This window comes from Achromobacter sp. E1, assembly GCF_037039475.1.
GTDB lineage: Bacteria > Pseudomonadota > Gammaproteobacteria > Burkholderiales > Burkholderiaceae_B > Achromobacter > Achromobacter mucicolens.
On sequence record NZ_CP146253.1, the window covers coordinates 4,940,233 to 4,956,520 of the forward strand.

Below are 16,288 nucleotides of genomic sequence, written 5' to 3' on the forward strand. Positions count from 1 at the left end.
CCAGCGCCATGAGCGACTTCCGCTACTGGAGCGCTCGCGTGTTCGCCAACCCGCGCACCTTCATGGCGATTGGCCTGATTGCGCTGATCGTGTTCCTGTTCCTGTTCGCCGACACCATGCAGATCGCCATGGTGTGGGCCGGGGCCTTGCTGGGCGTGCTGCTGTTCCTGTGGCTGTGCATATACCTGTGGCGCCGCCGCAAGGCGCGGCGCGCCAACCAGAAGCTGGGCGACATGCTGGAACAACAGGTGCAGACGGGCGCGGCCGCCAGCCCCGCCGCCAACCGCAATGAGATCGAGGCGCTGCGCACGCGGCTGACGCAAGCCGTGCGCACCATCAAGACATCGAAGATCGGCCAGACCTCCGGCAACGAAGCGCTGTACGAGCTGCCCTGGTACATCGTCATCGGCAACCCTGCCGCCGGCAAGAGCAGCGCCGTGATCAATTCCGGCCTGCAGTTCCCCTTTGCAGACAAGAACGGCGCGGCGGTGCGCGGCGTGGGCGGCACGCGCAACTGCGATTGGTTCTTCACCACGGAAGGCATCCTGCTGGACACCGCGGGCCGCTACTCGGTGCACGAAGAAGACCGCAACGAATGGATGAGCTTTCTGGACCTGCTCAAGCGCCATCGCCCCAAGGCGCCCATCAACGGCATCATCGTGGCCGCGAGCATCAGTGAACTGACGGATGCCGGCCCCGAGTTCGCGATCAACCTGGCCAAGAACCTGCGCCAGCGCGTTCAAGAGCTGACCGACCGGCTGGAAGTGTTTGCGCCGGTGTATGTGATCTTCACCAAGGCCGACCTGATCGCCGGCTTCTCGGAGTTCTTTGCCGACGCGGATGCGCGCGAGCGCGATCGAGTCTGGGGCGCCACGTTGCCCTATGGCGCCGATGAAAGCCGCGACGTCCTGACGCTGTTCGACGAGCGCTTCGACGAACTGTACGAAGGGCTCAAGGAAATGGGCACGGCGCAGATGTCGCTGCGTCGCAGCGCCGCCCTGCCCCCGGGCCTGCTGACGTTCCCGCTGGAATTCGCGGGCATCAAGCCGGCGCTGCGCACGTTTCTGTCGACGCTGTTCGAGACCAATCCGTTTCAGTACAAGCCCGTGTTCCGCGGCTTTTACTTCACCAGCGCGCTGCAGGAAGGCGCATCGCGCAGCACGTCCACCGACAAGCTGGCCGAACGCTTCACGCTGCGCCCGGCCAACCGCGAGCCCGCGCGCGGCGTCAATTCGCACAACGGCTTCTTCCTGCGCGACCTGTTCTCCAACGTGATCTTCGCGGACAAGAAGCTGGTGCGCCAGCACGCCAGCCCGAACAAGGTCCGCATGCGTTATCTGACCTTCTTCGGGTTGGTGCTGGCGCTGGGCCTGGTGCTGGGCGGATGGAGCTGGTCTTACCTGGGCAACCGGCAACTGGCCACCAACGTGCAGGCCGACCTGGACAAGGTCGTGCGCCTGCAAGGCGAGCGCACGGACCTGCAAAGCCGCCTGGAAGCGATGGAGATCCTGCAGGACCGCATCGAACAGCTGGACCGCTATGCCGCCAGCCGGCCGCTGTCGCTGGGCCTGGGGCTGTATCAAGGCGATGTGCTCAAGCAGCGCCTGCTTGCCGAGTACTACAACGGCCTGCGTCAATTCATGCTGGCGCCCGTCAAGGCCAGCCTGGAGGACTATCTGGGACGCGTGGACGTATCGCAGGCGGCCGCTTCCGGCGAGCGCCCCGCCACCGCGCCCGCGCAAGCGCAAACCGTGCGCGCGAACGCGGGCGACACGCTGTTCCAGGACGCCTCGCCCACGAACGTCGACGACGCCTACAACGCGCTCAAGACGTACCTGATGATGGCCAACCGCGAACACGTGGATCCGACGCACCTGTCGGATCAGATCACGCGTTTCTGGCGCGGCTGGCTGGAAACCAACCGGGGCGCGATGCCGCGCGACCAACTGATCCGCAGCGCCGAACGGCTGATCTCGTTCTACGTCGCGCGCGCGGCAGACAGCGACTGGCCGCAGATCGAAACCAACCTGGCCATGGTCGAGCGCACGCGCGGCAACCTGCGCAGCGTGATGCAGGGCATGCCGGCGCGCGAACGCGCCTACGCCACGCTCAAGGCGCGCGCCGCCACCCGCTTCCCCGCGATGACGGTGGCGCGCATCATGGGCGAGGCCGACGCCGCCGTGGTGGCGGGCAGCTACGCCGTGCCGGGCACGTTCACGCGGGAAGCCTGGGAGCAATACATTGAACCGGCCATCGGCGAAGCCGCCCGCAAGGAAGTCCAGACCAGCGATTGGGTGCTGGGCGTGAACGCGCGCGACGACCTCACGCTGGAAGGCAGCCCCGAGCAGATCCAGAAAAGCCTGGCCACGATGTACAAGACGGAGTACGCGCAGGAGTGGCAGAAGATGCTGCGCGGCGTCACGATCAAGCCTTTCTCAAGCTTCGATCAGGCGGTGCAAGGCATGAACCGCCTTGGCGATCCGCAGAACTCGCCGCTGGTCAAGCTCATCAACACGACGTACGAGCAGACCTCCTGGGACAACCCGTCGCTGATCAACACCGGCCTTTCGCAGGCGCAGACCGGCGTGGTCGCGTGGTTCAAGCGGGTGATCCTGCGCCAGGGCCAGCCCAAGCCCACGGAAGTCGCGCCAGGCGGCGAACAGATGCCGATGGGACCGGTGGGCCGCGAGTTCTCCGACGTGGCGCGACTGGTCGTCACGCGCGACAACCAGTCGCTGCTGGGCAACTACATGAACGCGCTCTCCAAGATCCGCACGCGCTTTAACCTCATCAACAACCAGGGCGATCCGGGCCCCGGCGCGCTGCTCCTGATGCGCCAGACGCTGGAAGGCAAGGATTCGGAACTGGCCGATGCGTTGAAACTGGTGGATGAGCAGATGCTGGCGGGATTGACGCCCGCGCAGCGCGAGACGCTCCGTCCGCTGCTGGTGCGCCCGCTGATACAGGGTTACGCCGTCGCGATGCAACCGGCCCAGACCGAGTTGAACAAGGTCTGGAACGCGCAGGTGTACCAGCCCTTCACGCAGACGCTGGCCGACAAGTATCCGTTCTCGACCAAGGCCGGCATCGAGGCCAGCGGTGAAGAAATCGGGCAGATCTTCGGCCCGCAGGGCAGCATCGCCAAGTACGTCAACGAGACGTTGGGTCCGCTGACCGTGCGTCGCGGCGACATCCTGACCGCGCGCACCTGGGGCGACATGGGCATCGAGCTGCAACCGTCCTTCACGGCGAACTTTGCCCAGTGGGTGGCGCCGCTGTCCGGCGGCGCAGCCGGATCGGGCGCGGCAAGCCAGCCGCAGACGCTGTTCCAGATCCAGCCCAGGCCCGCCGGCGGCGTGACCGAATACACCATCGAGATCGATGGCCAGCAGCTGCGCTACCGCAACACGCCGGCGCAGTGGGTGAACTTCGTATGGCCCAACGCGCAGGGCGCGCCGGGCGCGCGCATCACGGCCACCGCCTTTGACGGCACCGTGGTGGAAGTGGTCAACGAACCCGGCCGCTTCGGCCTGGAACGCCTGATCTCGGGTGCGCAGCGCAAGCCCAACCCGGACGGCAGCTTCGAGATGAGCTGGAGCAAATCCAACATCACCGTGCCCGTCCGCCTGCGCATCATCAGCAACGCGCAAGCCGCCAGCGCCGGCGGCGCCGAGCCCGGCAGCCAGGGCCTGCGCAACCTGCGCCTGCCCGCCACGGTGGCCGGCACGTCCCCTCAACCCTCCGTCGCCCCGACGCCTGCCGGAGCGCAGCAATGAGCAATCCGCAGTCTCCCATGTTCCGTACGGCTTACTTTGGCAAGATTCCGTCCCGTGGTGATTTCGTCAAGAACACCTCGCACCCGCAGTTGATGGCGACGCTGGATGCGTGGGTGGCCAACACCATGGAGGTGCTGGCGCAGGACCCGCACTGGAAGACGCTGTACGACGAAGCGCAGCCCGTTCCCTTCGCCGTGCTGGGCTCGCGCGGCAAGCTGGCCATCGCCGGGCATCTGCAGCCCAGCCGCGACCAATCGGGCCGGCGCTTTCCGTTCATTACCGCCACGTCGGTGGAAGTGACCCGTCCGCTGGACTTCATCGCGCGCAGCCCGCTCGCCTTCAGCCGCATGTGGAATCGCATGGGCACGGCGGCGGCGCAGCTCATGCACGACGGCGACCCCGCGCCCGCGCTGCAAACGCTGAACGACCTGGAAGGCGAGATCCGCACCGCCGCCGACGACGGCTTCGATGCCTTCATCGACCTTCAGACGATCGAACGCGTCGAGGCCATGCTGCGCGGCAACGGACACGCGGCCAGCATGCACGACATCGTCCTGGCGCTGGGCATCCTGCTCACGCCCGTGATGTCCAGCGGCTCTTCGCAACTGGACACCGGGCTTGCGCTGCCGCTGCCGGACGATCCGCTCTACATCAATCTGGTCGCCAGCTACTGGATGACCTTGATCGCGCCATTCCTGACACGCGCCGACTTCGAGATCGCCATTTTCATCGGGCGCATCGCCGGCAAGCATCGGCTGGTGGTGGGCTTTCGCGGCGCCTCGCCGCGCACGCTGGCAACGCTGCTATCCACCCCGCAGGCACTGTCGCAGCATTACATCGTGCTGGAAGACGCGCCGTGGGTGCGCGATCACGTCAGCGCCAGCCACGGGCTGGCCAAGCTGGCGAGCTATCTGGATCAACCGCGGCTCTCCTTGCGCCAGGCGCTGGAGACGTTCCGCGAAGTTTTCATCGGAGCCTAGGACATGCGCACGCTTACTCTGGTCCTGGCCGCCTCGCTGGCATTCTCGGCCCACGCCCAGGACGCCGCCACGGTCGTGCCCGCCAACGTCATTCCCCAACCCGGCCAGGTGGTGGCCAGCGGCGCGGTGCCCGACGAGGCCACCAAGGCCGATGTGCTGGCGCGGCTGCAAAAGGTCTATGGCGTGGGCAACGTCATCGACCGCATCGACGTCGGCGGCGTGGTGGCCCCCCCGAACTGGTCCCAACACGTGGGCAAGCTGCTGGACAGCCCGCTCAAGCAAATCAACCGCGGCCAGCTGGAAATCGACGGCACGCAGATCCGGCTGCGGGGCGAGGTCGACAACGAAGCCTCGCGCCAACAAATCGCCAGCAACTTTGCCACGTCGCTGAACCCGACGTACAAGATCGTCAACGGCTTGCGCGTGTCGGCCGGCAAGGATGAGCAGGATGTGCTGGACAACCTGTTGACCAACCGCGTGGTGGAGTTTGAGACCGGCAGCACCCGTTTGACGACGCGCGGCCGGGAATTGCTGGATCGCGTGGCCGACACCGTGCCCAAGCTGCGCGCCGACAAGATCCAGATCATCGGCCACACCGACAGCTCCGGCAGCCGCAGCACCAACCTGGCGCTCAGCCAGGCGCGTGCAGACGCGGTTCGGGACTATCTGGTGGACAAGGGGTTGCCGGCGTCGCGCTTCGAAGCGATGGGAGCGGGTCCGGATCAGCCGGTGGCCACCAACGCCACGGCGGAAGGCCGCGCCAAGAACCGGCGTATCGAGTTCCGGGCGGCGCGGTAGTCAGGGGTGGCGGCGGCGGCCGATCAGTTGCCGTCGCCCGCCTTCTTGATGCCCAGCAACTCTTCCAGGCCCGACAGCGTCTCGTCGTTCTTGACCACCGTGCGCAGCCACAGGTGCAGCGACATCTCGCCCCAGCTTGCCGCCTTGTCGGCCAGGTAGGCCACCGGGCTGTGCGGCTCGGTGCGGCGGAAGAACTCGGCCACGTCCCGCAACTGCGCCAGCGCCTGTTCGCGGGTCTGGATGGGCCCGCGGGCGGTGGCAGTCGGTACGGCGTGCAGCGGCGCGGCAGCGCCCGGCACCGCGGCGCCCGGCACAGCGGCGCCATCGAAGTGATCGGCGTCAGTCAATGTGGGCTCCACACGAACAGGGGCGGCGGGCGCGGCCGGCGCCGGTGCGGCGGCAAGGTCCGTACGGACCAGAAGGCCCGCATCGCGCGCAAATCGGTGCACCAGTTCGGTCACGTTGCGCAGCGCCTCGCGCACCCGGGAGAACGCGGGGCTTTCGTCGCCCAGTTGCGCATCCAGGGTGCGTTCCAGTTGATCCAGCGCCTGCGCGCAGCCTTGCAGCTGCGCGTCCAGCTCCGAATAGAAAGACGGCGGCGTGTCGCGCCGCGCGGCATCGAAGCGGTCCAGCGTGAGCTTGCCGCGTGTCAGTTCGTGGGCGTTGTCGGGCGTGCGCTTGACCGCATTGGCCAATTGGCTGGCCGCCTCCCAGAGCACCGCGCCATAGCGGGCGCCGTCGGCTTGCGTCAGCGGGATCTCGCCAATCAGTTGCTGCGACCGCGACAACAGCCACGCCAGATTGCCCACGCGCTGCTGCACATCGCCATCTTCGGGCACCGGGTGCAGCCCGTCCCAATAGTTGCGGCACAGGCCGTCGATCAGCAGGTAGCCGTCGCGCAGCCCCGCGAAGCCGCGGGTCTTGGCCCAGGATTCGGCAAGCCACGATGCGATGCGGATGTCTTTGCTGCGGTCGCGCAGCACGGTGGTGCAGATGCGCGTCACCTCGGGCCAATCGGCTTCTTTCAGGTCGATGACCCAGTCGCCTTGGTCGAGCTGGGGGTCGTCATGCCGGCGGGCCTCGCGTATCGCGTCGAACTCGGGCGAGAACACCAGGTCCACGCCGCAAGGCGCGTCGCCGGGAATGGGTTGCAACAGGGCGTTGATGTCGGTCATAGGCGTCAGGGCTGTTGTAGGCGCAAATCATGCCACATCCGCTTACGTGTAACGTTCAAAGATGACACGTCCTATTACAAGGCGCATCACGATGCTTCGTTATGATTTGCCCTCATCCCCAAGGAGCATTCATGACGTCGAAGACCATTCGTATGTTGCCCGACGGACACTTCATCGCCGGCACGCCGCGCCGCGCGCCCGATGGATCGTACGTGGGCGGCGAAGGCCCCATCACCCGCGCGCCTGACGGCACCTATGTGGCCGGCAAGCCTCAACGCGCGCCCGACGGCAGCTACAAGGGCGGCGGCGGGCCGGTGCGCATGGCGCCGGACGGCACCTTCGTGGCCGGCCCCGCCCGGCTCGCGCCGGATGGCACGTATCTGTAACCCTGACTCTCGCGCACCATGTCCCAACGTTCCGTCATCCGCAAGGGCGATAAAACCTCGCACGGCGGCGTCGTCGTCACCGGCGACGAAACCGTCGTGATCTTTGGCCAACCGATGGCACGGGTCGGCGACCGCGTCACCTGCCCCAAATGCGGCGACAACCACACCATCGTGGAAGGCGTGCAGAACGTCGGCTCCGACCGCCTGACTGCCCTGGAAGGCATGCGCACGTCCTGCGGCGCCACGCTCATCGCCAGCCAGAGTTTCTATCAGCTGGAATACGGTTGACCCCGCGCAGGACACCTTACCGGTCGCAGCGCTGCGGCACCTTGCGCGGCGCTTCCGTATAGCCCAGCGCCGTCACCCTGCGCAGCAGGTCGGCGTACACCGCGTCGTCCAGGCAAGGCACCCTGGCCATGATCCAGACGTAGTCGCGCTTGGACCGGCCAATGATGGTGGTCTGGTATGACTCGTCCAGATAGGCGATCACGTACTCGGCCTTGATGGGCCAGATGAACTGCATGCCCCACACCGCGTTGCCGGTGCCGGGCCGCACCGTCGCCACGGGGTGCATGGTGTCGATGGGCGCATCGAAACTGCCATCGCGATAGCGGAAATCCGTCTGCACCCGGCCGTCCGGCAACAGCCGGTAGCTTTCCACGGCGTCATAGGCGTTGCGCTCGGGCCAGCTGGGAATATGCGCGATCACATACCAGTCGCCCATGAAACGATCCAGATCCACTTGCGCCACCGGCGGCATGGGCGGCGGCGACGCGCAGCCGGCCAAGAGGGCCGTCACGCCGATAAACAGGGTTCGCAACATGATCGTTTCTCCTCAGGGCCGCGTGTAGCGATAGTGCGCGACGCCCCATTGCTGTCCGTCGTCGTAGCCGAACAGTTCGGCGCACGCCATCCAGAACATGCGCCAGCGCTGATGCCACAAGCCGGCCAAGGGTGCGCCGTAAGCCTGCGCCAACGCCGCCCGCGCGGGTTCCGCTCGGGCGTCCTGGTTGGCCAGCCAGTGATTGGCGGTGCGGGCGTAATGCGTGCCGTCGAGAAACCAGCGTTCCTCAAGCGTCAGGTCTTGCTGGAAATGCAGCAGCGTATGCGCCGACGGCATGATGCCGCCCGTGAAAAAGTGCCTTCCCATCCAGTTGCTGGCCCCGTCGGTCTCGAACGGATAGGCCCGCTCGCGGTGCGCGAAGATGTGCACGAAGAGCTTGCCGCCGGGCCGCAGCCACTGCGCGATGCGCGCCAGCAGGTCCTGGTAGTTGCGCATGTGCTCGAACATTTCCACCGAGACGCACCGGTCGAAGGCGGCGCCGGGCAGTGACAGGACATTGACGTCGCAGGTCACCACGCGCACGTGCGTCCAGCCGCGCGCGCGGCATTGCGCCTCGATGTGCTGGCGCTGCGTGGCCGAATTGGACACCGCGGTGATGCGCGCGTTGGGATACTGTTCGGCCATCCACAGCGTCAACGAGCCCCAGCCGCAACCCAGCTCCAGGATGTCCTGTCCATCGGCCAGCCCGGCGCGCTCGCCATACAGGCGCAGCATCGCGTCTTCGGCCTGGTCCAGCGTTTCGGCGCCGGTCGGGTAATAGCAACTCGAATACTTCATGCGCGCGCCTAGGCACAGCTGGAAGAACGCAGTGGGCAACTCGTAGTGCTGCGCGTTGGCGGCGTCGGTATGGATGGCCACGGCGCTGGCGCGCAGGCTGGCGATCAGCTGGCGGTCGCGTTCGGTCCAGGCCTCGATGCCGCCGGCGTATTCCTGCGCCAGGCGCTCGGCGCACAGGCGCCGCATGCCCAGGCGCAGGAGCGCATCGGGCAGCAGGCCGCGCTCGGCCAGGCCAAGCAGGCCTGGCGCCGGACGGTCGGAGGCCAAGGGAGAGTCGTTCAGGATGGCGGTCGTCATGGCATGCCTCGTCAGCGTTTCGGAAACCAGGGAAAGAACGCCGGCGTGCGGCGTTGATAGTCGCGATAGTCGTCGCCGCGCGTGCGCAGCGCCTGTTGCTCGGTGAACGGAATGCCGCTGATCCAGCGCAGGAACACAAACATCAGCACCGGCCCCAGCCACGACAGCCATGCCAGCGGAGAACCCCACGCCAGGGCGACGTAGCCGAACCAATGGCACCACTCGAAGAAGTAGTTCGGATGCCGCGAGTAGCGCCACAGGCCCCGCCTGCAAGTGTTGCCGCGATTCGCGGGGTTATCGCGGAAGCGGTCGAGCTGGCGGTCGGCGATCACCTCGCCCGACAGCGCGGCCAGCCAGATCAGCAGCCCCAGCGCCACGGGCCAGCCCTGCGCGGGACTGGCGCCCACCGCCAGGAACGGCAGGCAGAACATCATCACCAGCCCGGCCTGGAACATGAAGAGGCCAAAGAATTTGCCCTGATGGCCGTCCCAGTGTTCGCGCAAGGCGCGATAGCGGCCGTCTTCGCCTTCGCGCACGCGGCGCCACAGGTGCCACGCCAGCCGCAGCGACCACACGCCCGCCATCACGGCCAGGGCCAGCCTCGCGGCACCGCTGCCCGCGCCGGTGGCCGCGATGAGCCAGGCCGAAGCGCCCATGCCCAGCGCCCACACCACGTCCACGATGCCCGCGTTGGCATGGCGGCGCTGCCAGCCCCAAGCCAGTGCCATGGCGGCGATCATCACGATCGCGATGGTGGACCATTGTTGCCAGATCGTCATGATGCCTCCCGGGTCCATCGCCGCGCCCCTGCCGTCAGCGCGGGCAATGCCAGCGCCCAGCCCGCCGCCAGCGCGGCGGTGGCGCGCCACGCGGGCGGTTCGAACTGCACCGATTGCCAGCCGCGGGCGGCGCCCCAATAGGCCAGCGGCGCGCCCACCGCGCCGAACACGCAGGCCATCCACGGCCGGGAACGCAGGTAGACAAGCGAGTGGTTCAGCGTCAGCGCAAAGGCGGCCCACAACGCCAGGATCCACAACGGCGCGGGCCAGGCGTCGGCCGCGTAACGCGCCCATCCCAACGCGGACAGCGTGCCCTCCAGCACCAGGCCGCACAGCACGGCGGCGGCCGCCAGACGCAGGTCGGCGCGCGCCGTCGCCGAGACCGCCAGTTGCGCCGCGACGAACACCATGGCAGCGGCCACGCCCGGCCAGGCCAACCCGCGGCCCGCGCCGATGACGGCGCTGAACCAGACGAGCTGGTAGGCGATCAGGTTGGCCCAGAAGCGCATCATGCTTCCTCCCGCAACCAGCGCTCGCCATCGGGGCGCGCCTGCGGATGCGTCAGCAGCAGGTGCGCGACGCCGATGGAGCGCTCGCGAAAACCGCCTTCGCAATACGCCAAGTAGAACTCCCACAAGCGGCAAAAGCGCGCATCGAAGCCTTGCGCCCGCACCTCGGGCTGCCGCGCCAGGAAGCGCTCGCGCCAGGCTTGCAGCGTGCGCGCGTACGACAGGCCGAAGTCCTCCAGGTGCACCAGCGCCAGGTCGCAGGCGCGGGTCTTGGCGCGCAGCATCGCCTCGATGGACGGAATGAAGCTGCCCGGAAAGATGTGGCGCTTGATGAAATCCACCGAGGCCAGCGCCTGCTCGTAGCGATGGTCTTCGATGGTGATGGCCTGGATCAGCGCGCGGCCATGCGGACTGAGCAGGCTGGCGACCTTGGCGAAATACGCTTCCAGGAAATTGGCGCCGACAGCCTCGATCATTTCCACCGACACTACCTTGTCGTACTGGCCCTGCAGGTCGCGATAGTCCCGCAGCACGACGCTGACGCGGTCCTGCAGCCCGGCGGCCCGCACCCGCTCGACCGCCAGATCATGCTGCTCGCGCGACAGCGTGGCGGTGGTGACATGGCAGCCGTAATGACGGGCGGCGTGGATGGCCAGGCCGCCCCAGCCGCTGCCAATCTCGACCACGCGGTCCGACGGCTGCAACGCCAGCTTGCGGCAAATTGCGTCCAGCTTGCGATGGGACGCCGCCTCCAGTGTGTCGTCGCCGTCGGCCCACAGTGCCGACGAATACATCAGGTCGCCGGAAAGAAACAGCGAGAAAAACGGATTGCCCAGGTCGTAATGCGCGGCGATGTTGCGGCGGCTGCCCTCGCGGGTGTTGGCATTGCGCGCATGCCAACGCCGCAACGCCCAGCCGGCCAGCCGCGCCAGTCCCGACTCCATGGCGTCCAGCGTGTCGCGGTTGCGCACCAGCAGCCGCACCAGCCCGACCAGGTCGTCGCAGCGCCACAGGCCATCGCCGTAGGCCTCGCCCGCGCCGACGCTGCCTTGCGCGGCCACCAGCCGGTAGAACCCCAGGTCGCTGACGGTCAGGCGCACCAGCGGCTCGCCGCGGCCCAGCGTGGCGCTGCCCAGGCAGTCCTCGATCAGCAGTTGACCGTGGTCCAGCGCCGCCAGGCTGGCGAACAGGCGCTTGCGCAACAGGCGGTCGAGCGCCGTCGCGGGGCGGCTGGCCGCGATCGAGGCATGTTCCGAGGACGTCATGGGTTTCATTGCGGTTCTCCGTTGGGCGTGCGGGGATGGTCGTAGACAGGATTACGCTTGAGCCACAGGCGCAGCGCCTGCCAATGGATCGCGCCGACGACTTGCAGCGTCATCAGCGGGTAGCGCCACAGCACGCGCGCCAGCGCCGCGCCGTCCAACGCGCGGCGCTGCAGGCTCAGGTGCGCGTCGAACTGCGCCACGCCTTCCCGGCTGACCTGCATATGCACACGCAGGTCGTCGGCTGGCAGGTTGAAGCGCCAGTCGTAGGCGCAGTCCATGGGCATGAAGGGCGACACGTGAAAGCGCTTGTCAAAGCGCCAAGCCAGCGCACCGCCCTCGCGCTCGGCGTCGGCAGCGGGCAGCACCACGCAATGGCGCTGCTTCCAAGGGGTATTGGTGATCTCCGCCACGATCGCCGCCAGCGTGCGGCCGTCGGCTTCAAAGCAGTAATAAAAGCTCACGGGGTTGAAGACGTAGCCGGCATAGCGCGGATGCGCGAGCAGGCGGATGGGCCCGGCCGGCACGTCGCCCAACTGCGTGCGCAGGCGCTGCCGCACCGCCTGCGCCAGCGGCAGGCCCTCGGCGGCGTCCAGATAATCGGCCCGGCGCCACTGCGCCAGGTTGGGCCGCTCCACCGACCACAGCCAGCGGTCCTGGAACACCTGGCCGATCTCGTCCAGGTCCAGGTATAGCTGCGCCATGCGGTAGCCGAAGCCGTGCGCATGCGGGTGGTGGCGCCGGTGGGTGACCCGGCCTTCGTAGACGGCGCTTTGCAGGTTCATGCCGCCTCCCGCGCCCAGCCCCCCGGCTGTTCCTGGATGCCGCGCACCACGTCCAGCGCGCTCGCCACCCCGTCTTCGTGAAAGCCCCATCCCCAATAGGCGCCCGCATACCAGCTGCGCCGCTGTCCCGAGATCTCGGCGCGGCGCGCCTGCGCGGCCACCGATTCGTGGGTGTAGACAGGATGGTGATAACGCATGCGCGCCAGCACCGCCGCGGGATCGATCGCATCGCTGCGGTTCAGCGTCACGATGAAGGGCCGCGGCGACGTGATGCCCTGCAGCAGATTCATGTAGTAGCTGACCGAACAAGGCGCCTCGGGGTCGGCCGGCACGTAGGCGTTCCAGGCGGCCCACGCCTTGCGCTGGCGCGGCAGCAGGCGCGCGTCGGTGTGCAGCACCACGTCGTTGTCCTGGTAGGTGATGGCGCCCAGAACCTCGCGTTCCTGCGGCGTCGGGTCGGCCAGCAGCGACAGCGCCTGGTCGCTGTGGCAGGCGAAGATCACTTCGTCGTGATGTTCCAGGCCCTCGCGCGTTGCCACCTGCACGCCGCCCGGCAGACGCCTGACGGCGCGCACGGCGCAGTTCAGCCGCTCGCGCACCGTCCACCGCTGGCGCATCGCGTCGATATAGGATCGCGACCCGCCCTGGACCACGCGCCATTGCGGACGGCCGCTGATGCGCAGCATCTGGTGGTTGGCCATGAACCGCACCAGGTAGCGCGCCGGAAATTCCAGGATGCGCGAGGCCGGCGACGACCACAGCGCCGAGGCCATCGGAATCAGGTGATCGGTGCGAAAGGCGTCGCCGTAGCGGTGCTGCGCCAGGTATTCGCCCAGCGTGGGGCCCGGCTCCGGCGCGCGCAACAGTGCGGGCGACTCCCGGTAAAAGCGCATCAGGTCGCGCACCATGCCCAGGAAGCGTGGAGATACCAGGTTGCGCCGCTGGCAGAACAGCGTGTCCAGTGAGGTGGCGTTGTAGGCCAGGTCATTGGCCTCCTTGTGCACCGAAAAGCTCATGGTGGTGGGCTGCGACGCCACGCCCAGCTCCGTCAGCAACGCCGTGAAATGCGGGTAATTGAGCGGGTTGTGGACGATGAATCCGCTATCGACCGCGTACTGTTGCCCGTCCTGTTCGACCGTGTGCGTATGCGTGTGCCCGCCCAGGTAGTCGTTGGCCTCGTACAGCGTGACCTCGTGATCGCGGCCCAGCTTCCAGGCGCAGACCAGTCCCGAGATGCCCGAACCGATGATGGCGATGCGCATGTTCACTCCTTGGCGGCGGCCAGCGCCCAGGCCGGTACGCCCTTCAAGTCCCAGATGAGGCCGGCGGAGGCCAGCAGGCGCAGGCCGTACCAGGTGATGTCGATCTCGCGGGCGCGAAAGCCCTGGCGGGCCGAGCCCGGGTAAAAGTGATGGTTGTTGTGCCAGCCCTCGCCGAACGTCAGCAGCGCAAGCCAGGCGTTGTTGCGGCTGTCGTCGGCGGTGTCGTAGCGCCGCCTGCCGTAGCGATGCGCCAGCGAGTTGATGGTGACGGTGGCATGAAACAGCGCCACGGTGGAAATGAAAAAGCCCCACACCAGCATCTGCGGCCCGTCGGTGCCCAGGCCCGGCGCCACGCGCGCCAGCAGCGCGCCCAGCCCGTAGCACCCCAATGCCAGCGCCAGCGGCACCGCCGCATCGAAGCGGTCGAGCCAGCGCAGTTCGGGGTAGCCGCGCAGGTCGGGCACCCGCGCCATGTCGGTGGCGAAGGCGCGGCGGGTCAGGAACCAGCCCATGTGGCTCCACCAGAAGCCATGGCGGCGCGGCGAATGCAGGTCCTGCGCATCGTCGGCATGACGATGGTGATGACGATGATGGGCCGCCCACCAAAGCGGTCCGCGCTGCGCGCACGACGCCCCCAGCACGGCGAAGACCAATTGCATGCCGCGCGAGGTGCGGAACGTGCGATGCGAGAAGTAGCGGTGGTAGAAGCCGGTCAGGGCGAACATGCGCACGGCATACAACGCCGCCGCAAGCGCCAGCGCGGCCGGGGACACGCCGGTCCACAGCACGCCCAGGCAGCCGGCGTGCAACAACGCGAAAGGCAAGGCGCGGGTCCAGTCGATGCGATCGGGGTCGCCGCCCGGCGCATCCTGCGCCTGCGTATCGACCCAGCGTCGTATCGAAGCGGTCCAGCCGGTAAGAACGGAGCGCATCATGCTGTCCTGTGTGAAACGTGTCGGGATATACGGGCGCGGCGGAGCGTCGGATGCATAAGTGAAAACCCTTATTCGCAACGCGACACCAGCGGCGTGGCTGCGGCCGCGTCCAGGTCCCGCTTGGACGGCACGGGCCGGATGGCATCGGCCGGAAACTCGATGCGCACGGCCAGGGTGCCGCCGTTGCCATCGCGCAGGTTGCTCGGTCCCTCGAACCGCAGCAGGCGCCGGGTGGCGATGTCGTAGGTCACGCGCAAGGTCGGCGCGGCAAAGCCATACCAGGCGTCCAGCCGCAGCCGGAAACTGCGCTCCGGCTGGCCGGCGGCATCGCGCGCCTGTACCGACAGCGGCATCCAGTCCAGCCGGCTGGGCACCAAAAAGTGTGGCGGCTTGGCCGGCGGCTGCCAATTGGCGCGCAGCCAGGCGTCGAACCCGGCATCCACCACCGCGTCGTCCACCGGCGGCAGCGTGCGGTGCTGCATCGGCGCGCCGGCGCGCGGTTGCACGTAGACGGTGCGCGCGCCCTGGCGGGTATCGACACCTTCGCGATAACCATCGCGCTGGTCATAGAGCGCGAAATCCGGCGCCGGATCGTCGACCCCGCCGCGCACCCATTTGCGCGCAAACGCCTCGCCGTCCGGGCAGCGGTACAGCACCAGTCGCTCCTGCCGTGCGCCGTCGCGCACCACCCAGTGTTCTTCGCGGTAGCGCTCGGCGCCATCGCGGCTGTCATAGGCGTAGCCGAGGTAATGCTGATTGGCGGCCCACGCGCCCGCGGGCGTCAGCAGCACGACAACGAGCAGCAATCGCATGGTCACTCTCCTTCGAGGGATGGGCAGGGGCGACTGACGAACGCGCTGACGTCGTCAAGCACGGGCGCACGCCAGCGCAGCGGCCGCGACAGCGCGCCCACCAGCAGCTTGTGACCCAGGTCGGGGTACTGCACCAGCCGCGCGCACGCCCCCGCCTCTCGCAAGGCATCCGCCAGGCCGACGCTGTTGCGGCGCGGGTCGACGGTGGTGTCGGCGGCGCCCGTCAGCAGCAGGCCAGGTGGCGCGTCGCGGCTGACGTGATGGATGGGCTGTGAATCGGCGGGCGTATCCGGATAGCCGAACACCGGCCGCACGCCGCGCGCCTCGATGGGCAGGAAGTCATAGGGGCCGGCCAGCCCGATCCAGCCGGCCAGCGACGCCGGGCTGGAGCCGGCTGCGGCAAGCCAGCGCTTGTCCAGCGCCAGCATGGCCGCGATGTACCCGCCGGCGCTGTGGCCGGCGACGAAGACGCGTGCCGGGTCGCCGCCATAGGCGCCGATATGGCGCTGGGTCCACGCCACCGCCAGCGCGGCGTCGCGCAAAAAGGCCGGAAAGCCGGCCTCGGGATAAAGACGGTAGTCGGCCACAACCGCCACCATGCCGCGCGCCGCCAGCGCGTCGCCCACGAACCGGTAGTCGGCGCGTTCCCCGCTGCGCCAGCCGCCACCGTAGAAAAAAACGACAACGGGCGCCCCCGTGGCGTCCGTCGGCCGGTAGACGTCCAGGTGCTGACGCGGCAAGGTGCCGTAAGCCAGCCCCGCCGTGACGTGGCTGCCGTCCTCGGGCACCGCACCGTTTAGCAGCGTCAATGGCGAACAGGCGGCCAACAGGCCCAGGGCCAGCGTGGCCACGGATACGATGGCAAGCAGGCCACGCGGGCCTGCGGCGATCCAGGAAAACATGGGGCACTC

General features: G+C 68.0%; 16 protein-coding genes. 5 read left to right on the forward strand and 11 right to left on the reverse strand.

Annotated features, from left to right (window positions below):
* Nucleotides 1-8 precede the first annotated feature (8 nt).
* The 3 genes from tssM to V6V88_RS22910 are packed head-to-tail and all read left to right on the forward strand — an operon-like array spanning nt 9 to nt 5,554.
* Nucleotides 9-3,776, forward strand: a complete 3,768-nt coding sequence (tssM, locus tag V6V88_RS22900) for a type VI secretion system membrane subunit TssM (RefSeq protein WP_338616514.1) — start codon at nt 9-11, stop codon at nt 3,774-3,776.
* Complete coding sequence (gene tagF / locus V6V88_RS22905) at nt 3,773-4,756, forward strand: type VI secretion system-associated protein TagF (RefSeq protein WP_056325695.1); 984 nt, start codon at nt 3,773-3,775, stop codon at nt 4,754-4,756. Before tssM ends, tagF begins: the two co-directional genes overlap by 4 nt.
* Before the next feature lie 3 nt (nt 4,757-4,759).
* Nucleotides 4,760-5,554 carry an OmpA family protein gene (locus V6V88_RS22910; RefSeq protein ID WP_056325693.1) on the forward strand — a complete coding sequence of 265 codons (795 nt, stop codon included), beginning with the start codon at nt 4,760-4,762 and terminating at the stop codon, nt 5,552-5,554.
* A 23-nt stretch (nt 5,555-5,577) separates the two neighbouring features.
* Here the strand turns inward: V6V88_RS22910 and tssA are convergent, their stop codons facing one another.
* Entirely contained in the window at nt 5,578-6,729 is a 1,152-nt protein-coding gene (gene tssA / locus V6V88_RS22915) for a type VI secretion system protein TssA (protein WP_223572857.1), read from the reverse strand.
* Between the two features lie 131 nt (nt 6,730-6,860).
* Between tssA and V6V88_RS22920 the strand changes: the two genes are divergently transcribed.
* Nucleotides 6,861-7,115, forward strand: coding sequence for a hypothetical protein (locus V6V88_RS22920; RefSeq protein ID WP_063952630.1), 255 nt, complete (start codon nt 6,861-6,863; stop codon nt 7,113-7,115).
* Nucleotides 7,116-7,133: 18 nt separating this feature from the next.
* Nucleotides 7,134-7,403 carry a PAAR domain-containing protein gene (locus tag V6V88_RS22925; RefSeq protein WP_056325685.1) on the forward strand — a complete coding sequence of 90 codons (270 nt, stop codon included), beginning with the start codon at nt 7,134-7,136 and terminating at the stop codon, nt 7,401-7,403.
* Between the two features lie 16 nt (nt 7,404-7,419).
* Here V6V88_RS22925 and V6V88_RS22930 read toward each other — a convergent pair whose 3' ends face one another.
* The 10 genes from V6V88_RS22930 to V6V88_RS22975 form a co-directional block, all read right to left on the reverse strand.
* A complete protein-coding gene (locus tag V6V88_RS22930) occupies nt 7,420-7,938 on the reverse strand; it encodes a lipocalin family protein (protein WP_128827562.1) in 519 nt (172 codons plus the stop codon).
* Nucleotides 7,939-7,950: 12 nt separating this feature from the next.
* Nucleotides 7,951-9,033 (reverse strand): cyclopropane-fatty-acyl-phospholipid synthase family protein, encoded by a 1,083-nt coding sequence (locus tag V6V88_RS22935; RefSeq protein WP_338616519.1) that lies wholly within the window; start codon nt 9,031-9,033, stop codon nt 7,951-7,953.
* Nucleotides 9,034-9,044: 11 nt separating this feature from the next.
* Entirely contained in the window at nt 9,045-9,812 is a 768-nt protein-coding gene (locus V6V88_RS22940; RefSeq protein ID WP_056325999.1) for a DUF1295 domain-containing protein, read from the reverse strand.
* Complete coding sequence (locus V6V88_RS22945) at nt 9,809-10,324, reverse strand: DUF2878 domain-containing protein (RefSeq protein WP_338616522.1); 516 nt, start codon at nt 10,322-10,324, stop codon at nt 9,809-9,811. The genes V6V88_RS22940 and V6V88_RS22945 overlap by 4 nt, the downstream gene beginning before the upstream one ends.
* Nucleotides 10,321-11,595 carry a cyclopropane-fatty-acyl-phospholipid synthase family protein gene (locus tag V6V88_RS22950; RefSeq protein ID WP_338616524.1) on the reverse strand — a complete coding sequence of 425 codons (1,275 nt, stop codon included), beginning with the start codon at nt 11,593-11,595 and terminating at the stop codon, nt 10,321-10,323. Before V6V88_RS22950 ends, V6V88_RS22945 begins: the two co-directional genes overlap by 4 nt.
* Nucleotides 11,592-12,368: a DUF1365 domain-containing protein gene (locus V6V88_RS22955; protein ID WP_338616526.1), complete on the reverse strand. Its 777-nt coding sequence runs from the start codon at nt 12,366-12,368 to the stop codon at nt 11,592-11,594. The genes V6V88_RS22950 and V6V88_RS22955 overlap by 4 nt, the downstream gene beginning before the upstream one ends.
* Nucleotides 12,365-13,630 (reverse strand): FAD-dependent oxidoreductase, encoded by a 1,266-nt coding sequence (locus V6V88_RS22960; RefSeq protein ID WP_338616527.1) that lies wholly within the window; start codon nt 13,628-13,630, stop codon nt 12,365-12,367. The genes V6V88_RS22955 and V6V88_RS22960 overlap by 4 nt, the downstream gene beginning before the upstream one ends.
* A gap of 2 nt (nt 13,631-13,632) precedes the next feature.
* Entirely contained in the window at nt 13,633-14,565 is a 933-nt protein-coding gene (locus V6V88_RS22965; protein WP_280001618.1) for an acyl-CoA desaturase, read from the reverse strand.
* Nucleotides 14,566-14,633: 68 nt separating this feature from the next.
* Entirely contained in the window at nt 14,634-15,377 is a 744-nt protein-coding gene (locus V6V88_RS22970; protein ID WP_223572869.1) for a hypothetical protein, read from the reverse strand.
* 2 nt (nt 15,378-15,379) lie between these two features.
* The gene (locus V6V88_RS22975; RefSeq protein WP_223572871.1) at nt 15,380-16,279 is read right to left on the reverse strand and encodes an alpha/beta hydrolase; all 900 of its coding nucleotides are present in this window, start codon (nt 16,277-16,279) and stop codon (nt 15,380-15,382) included.
* Between the last annotated feature and the right edge of the window lie 9 nt (nt 16,280-16,288).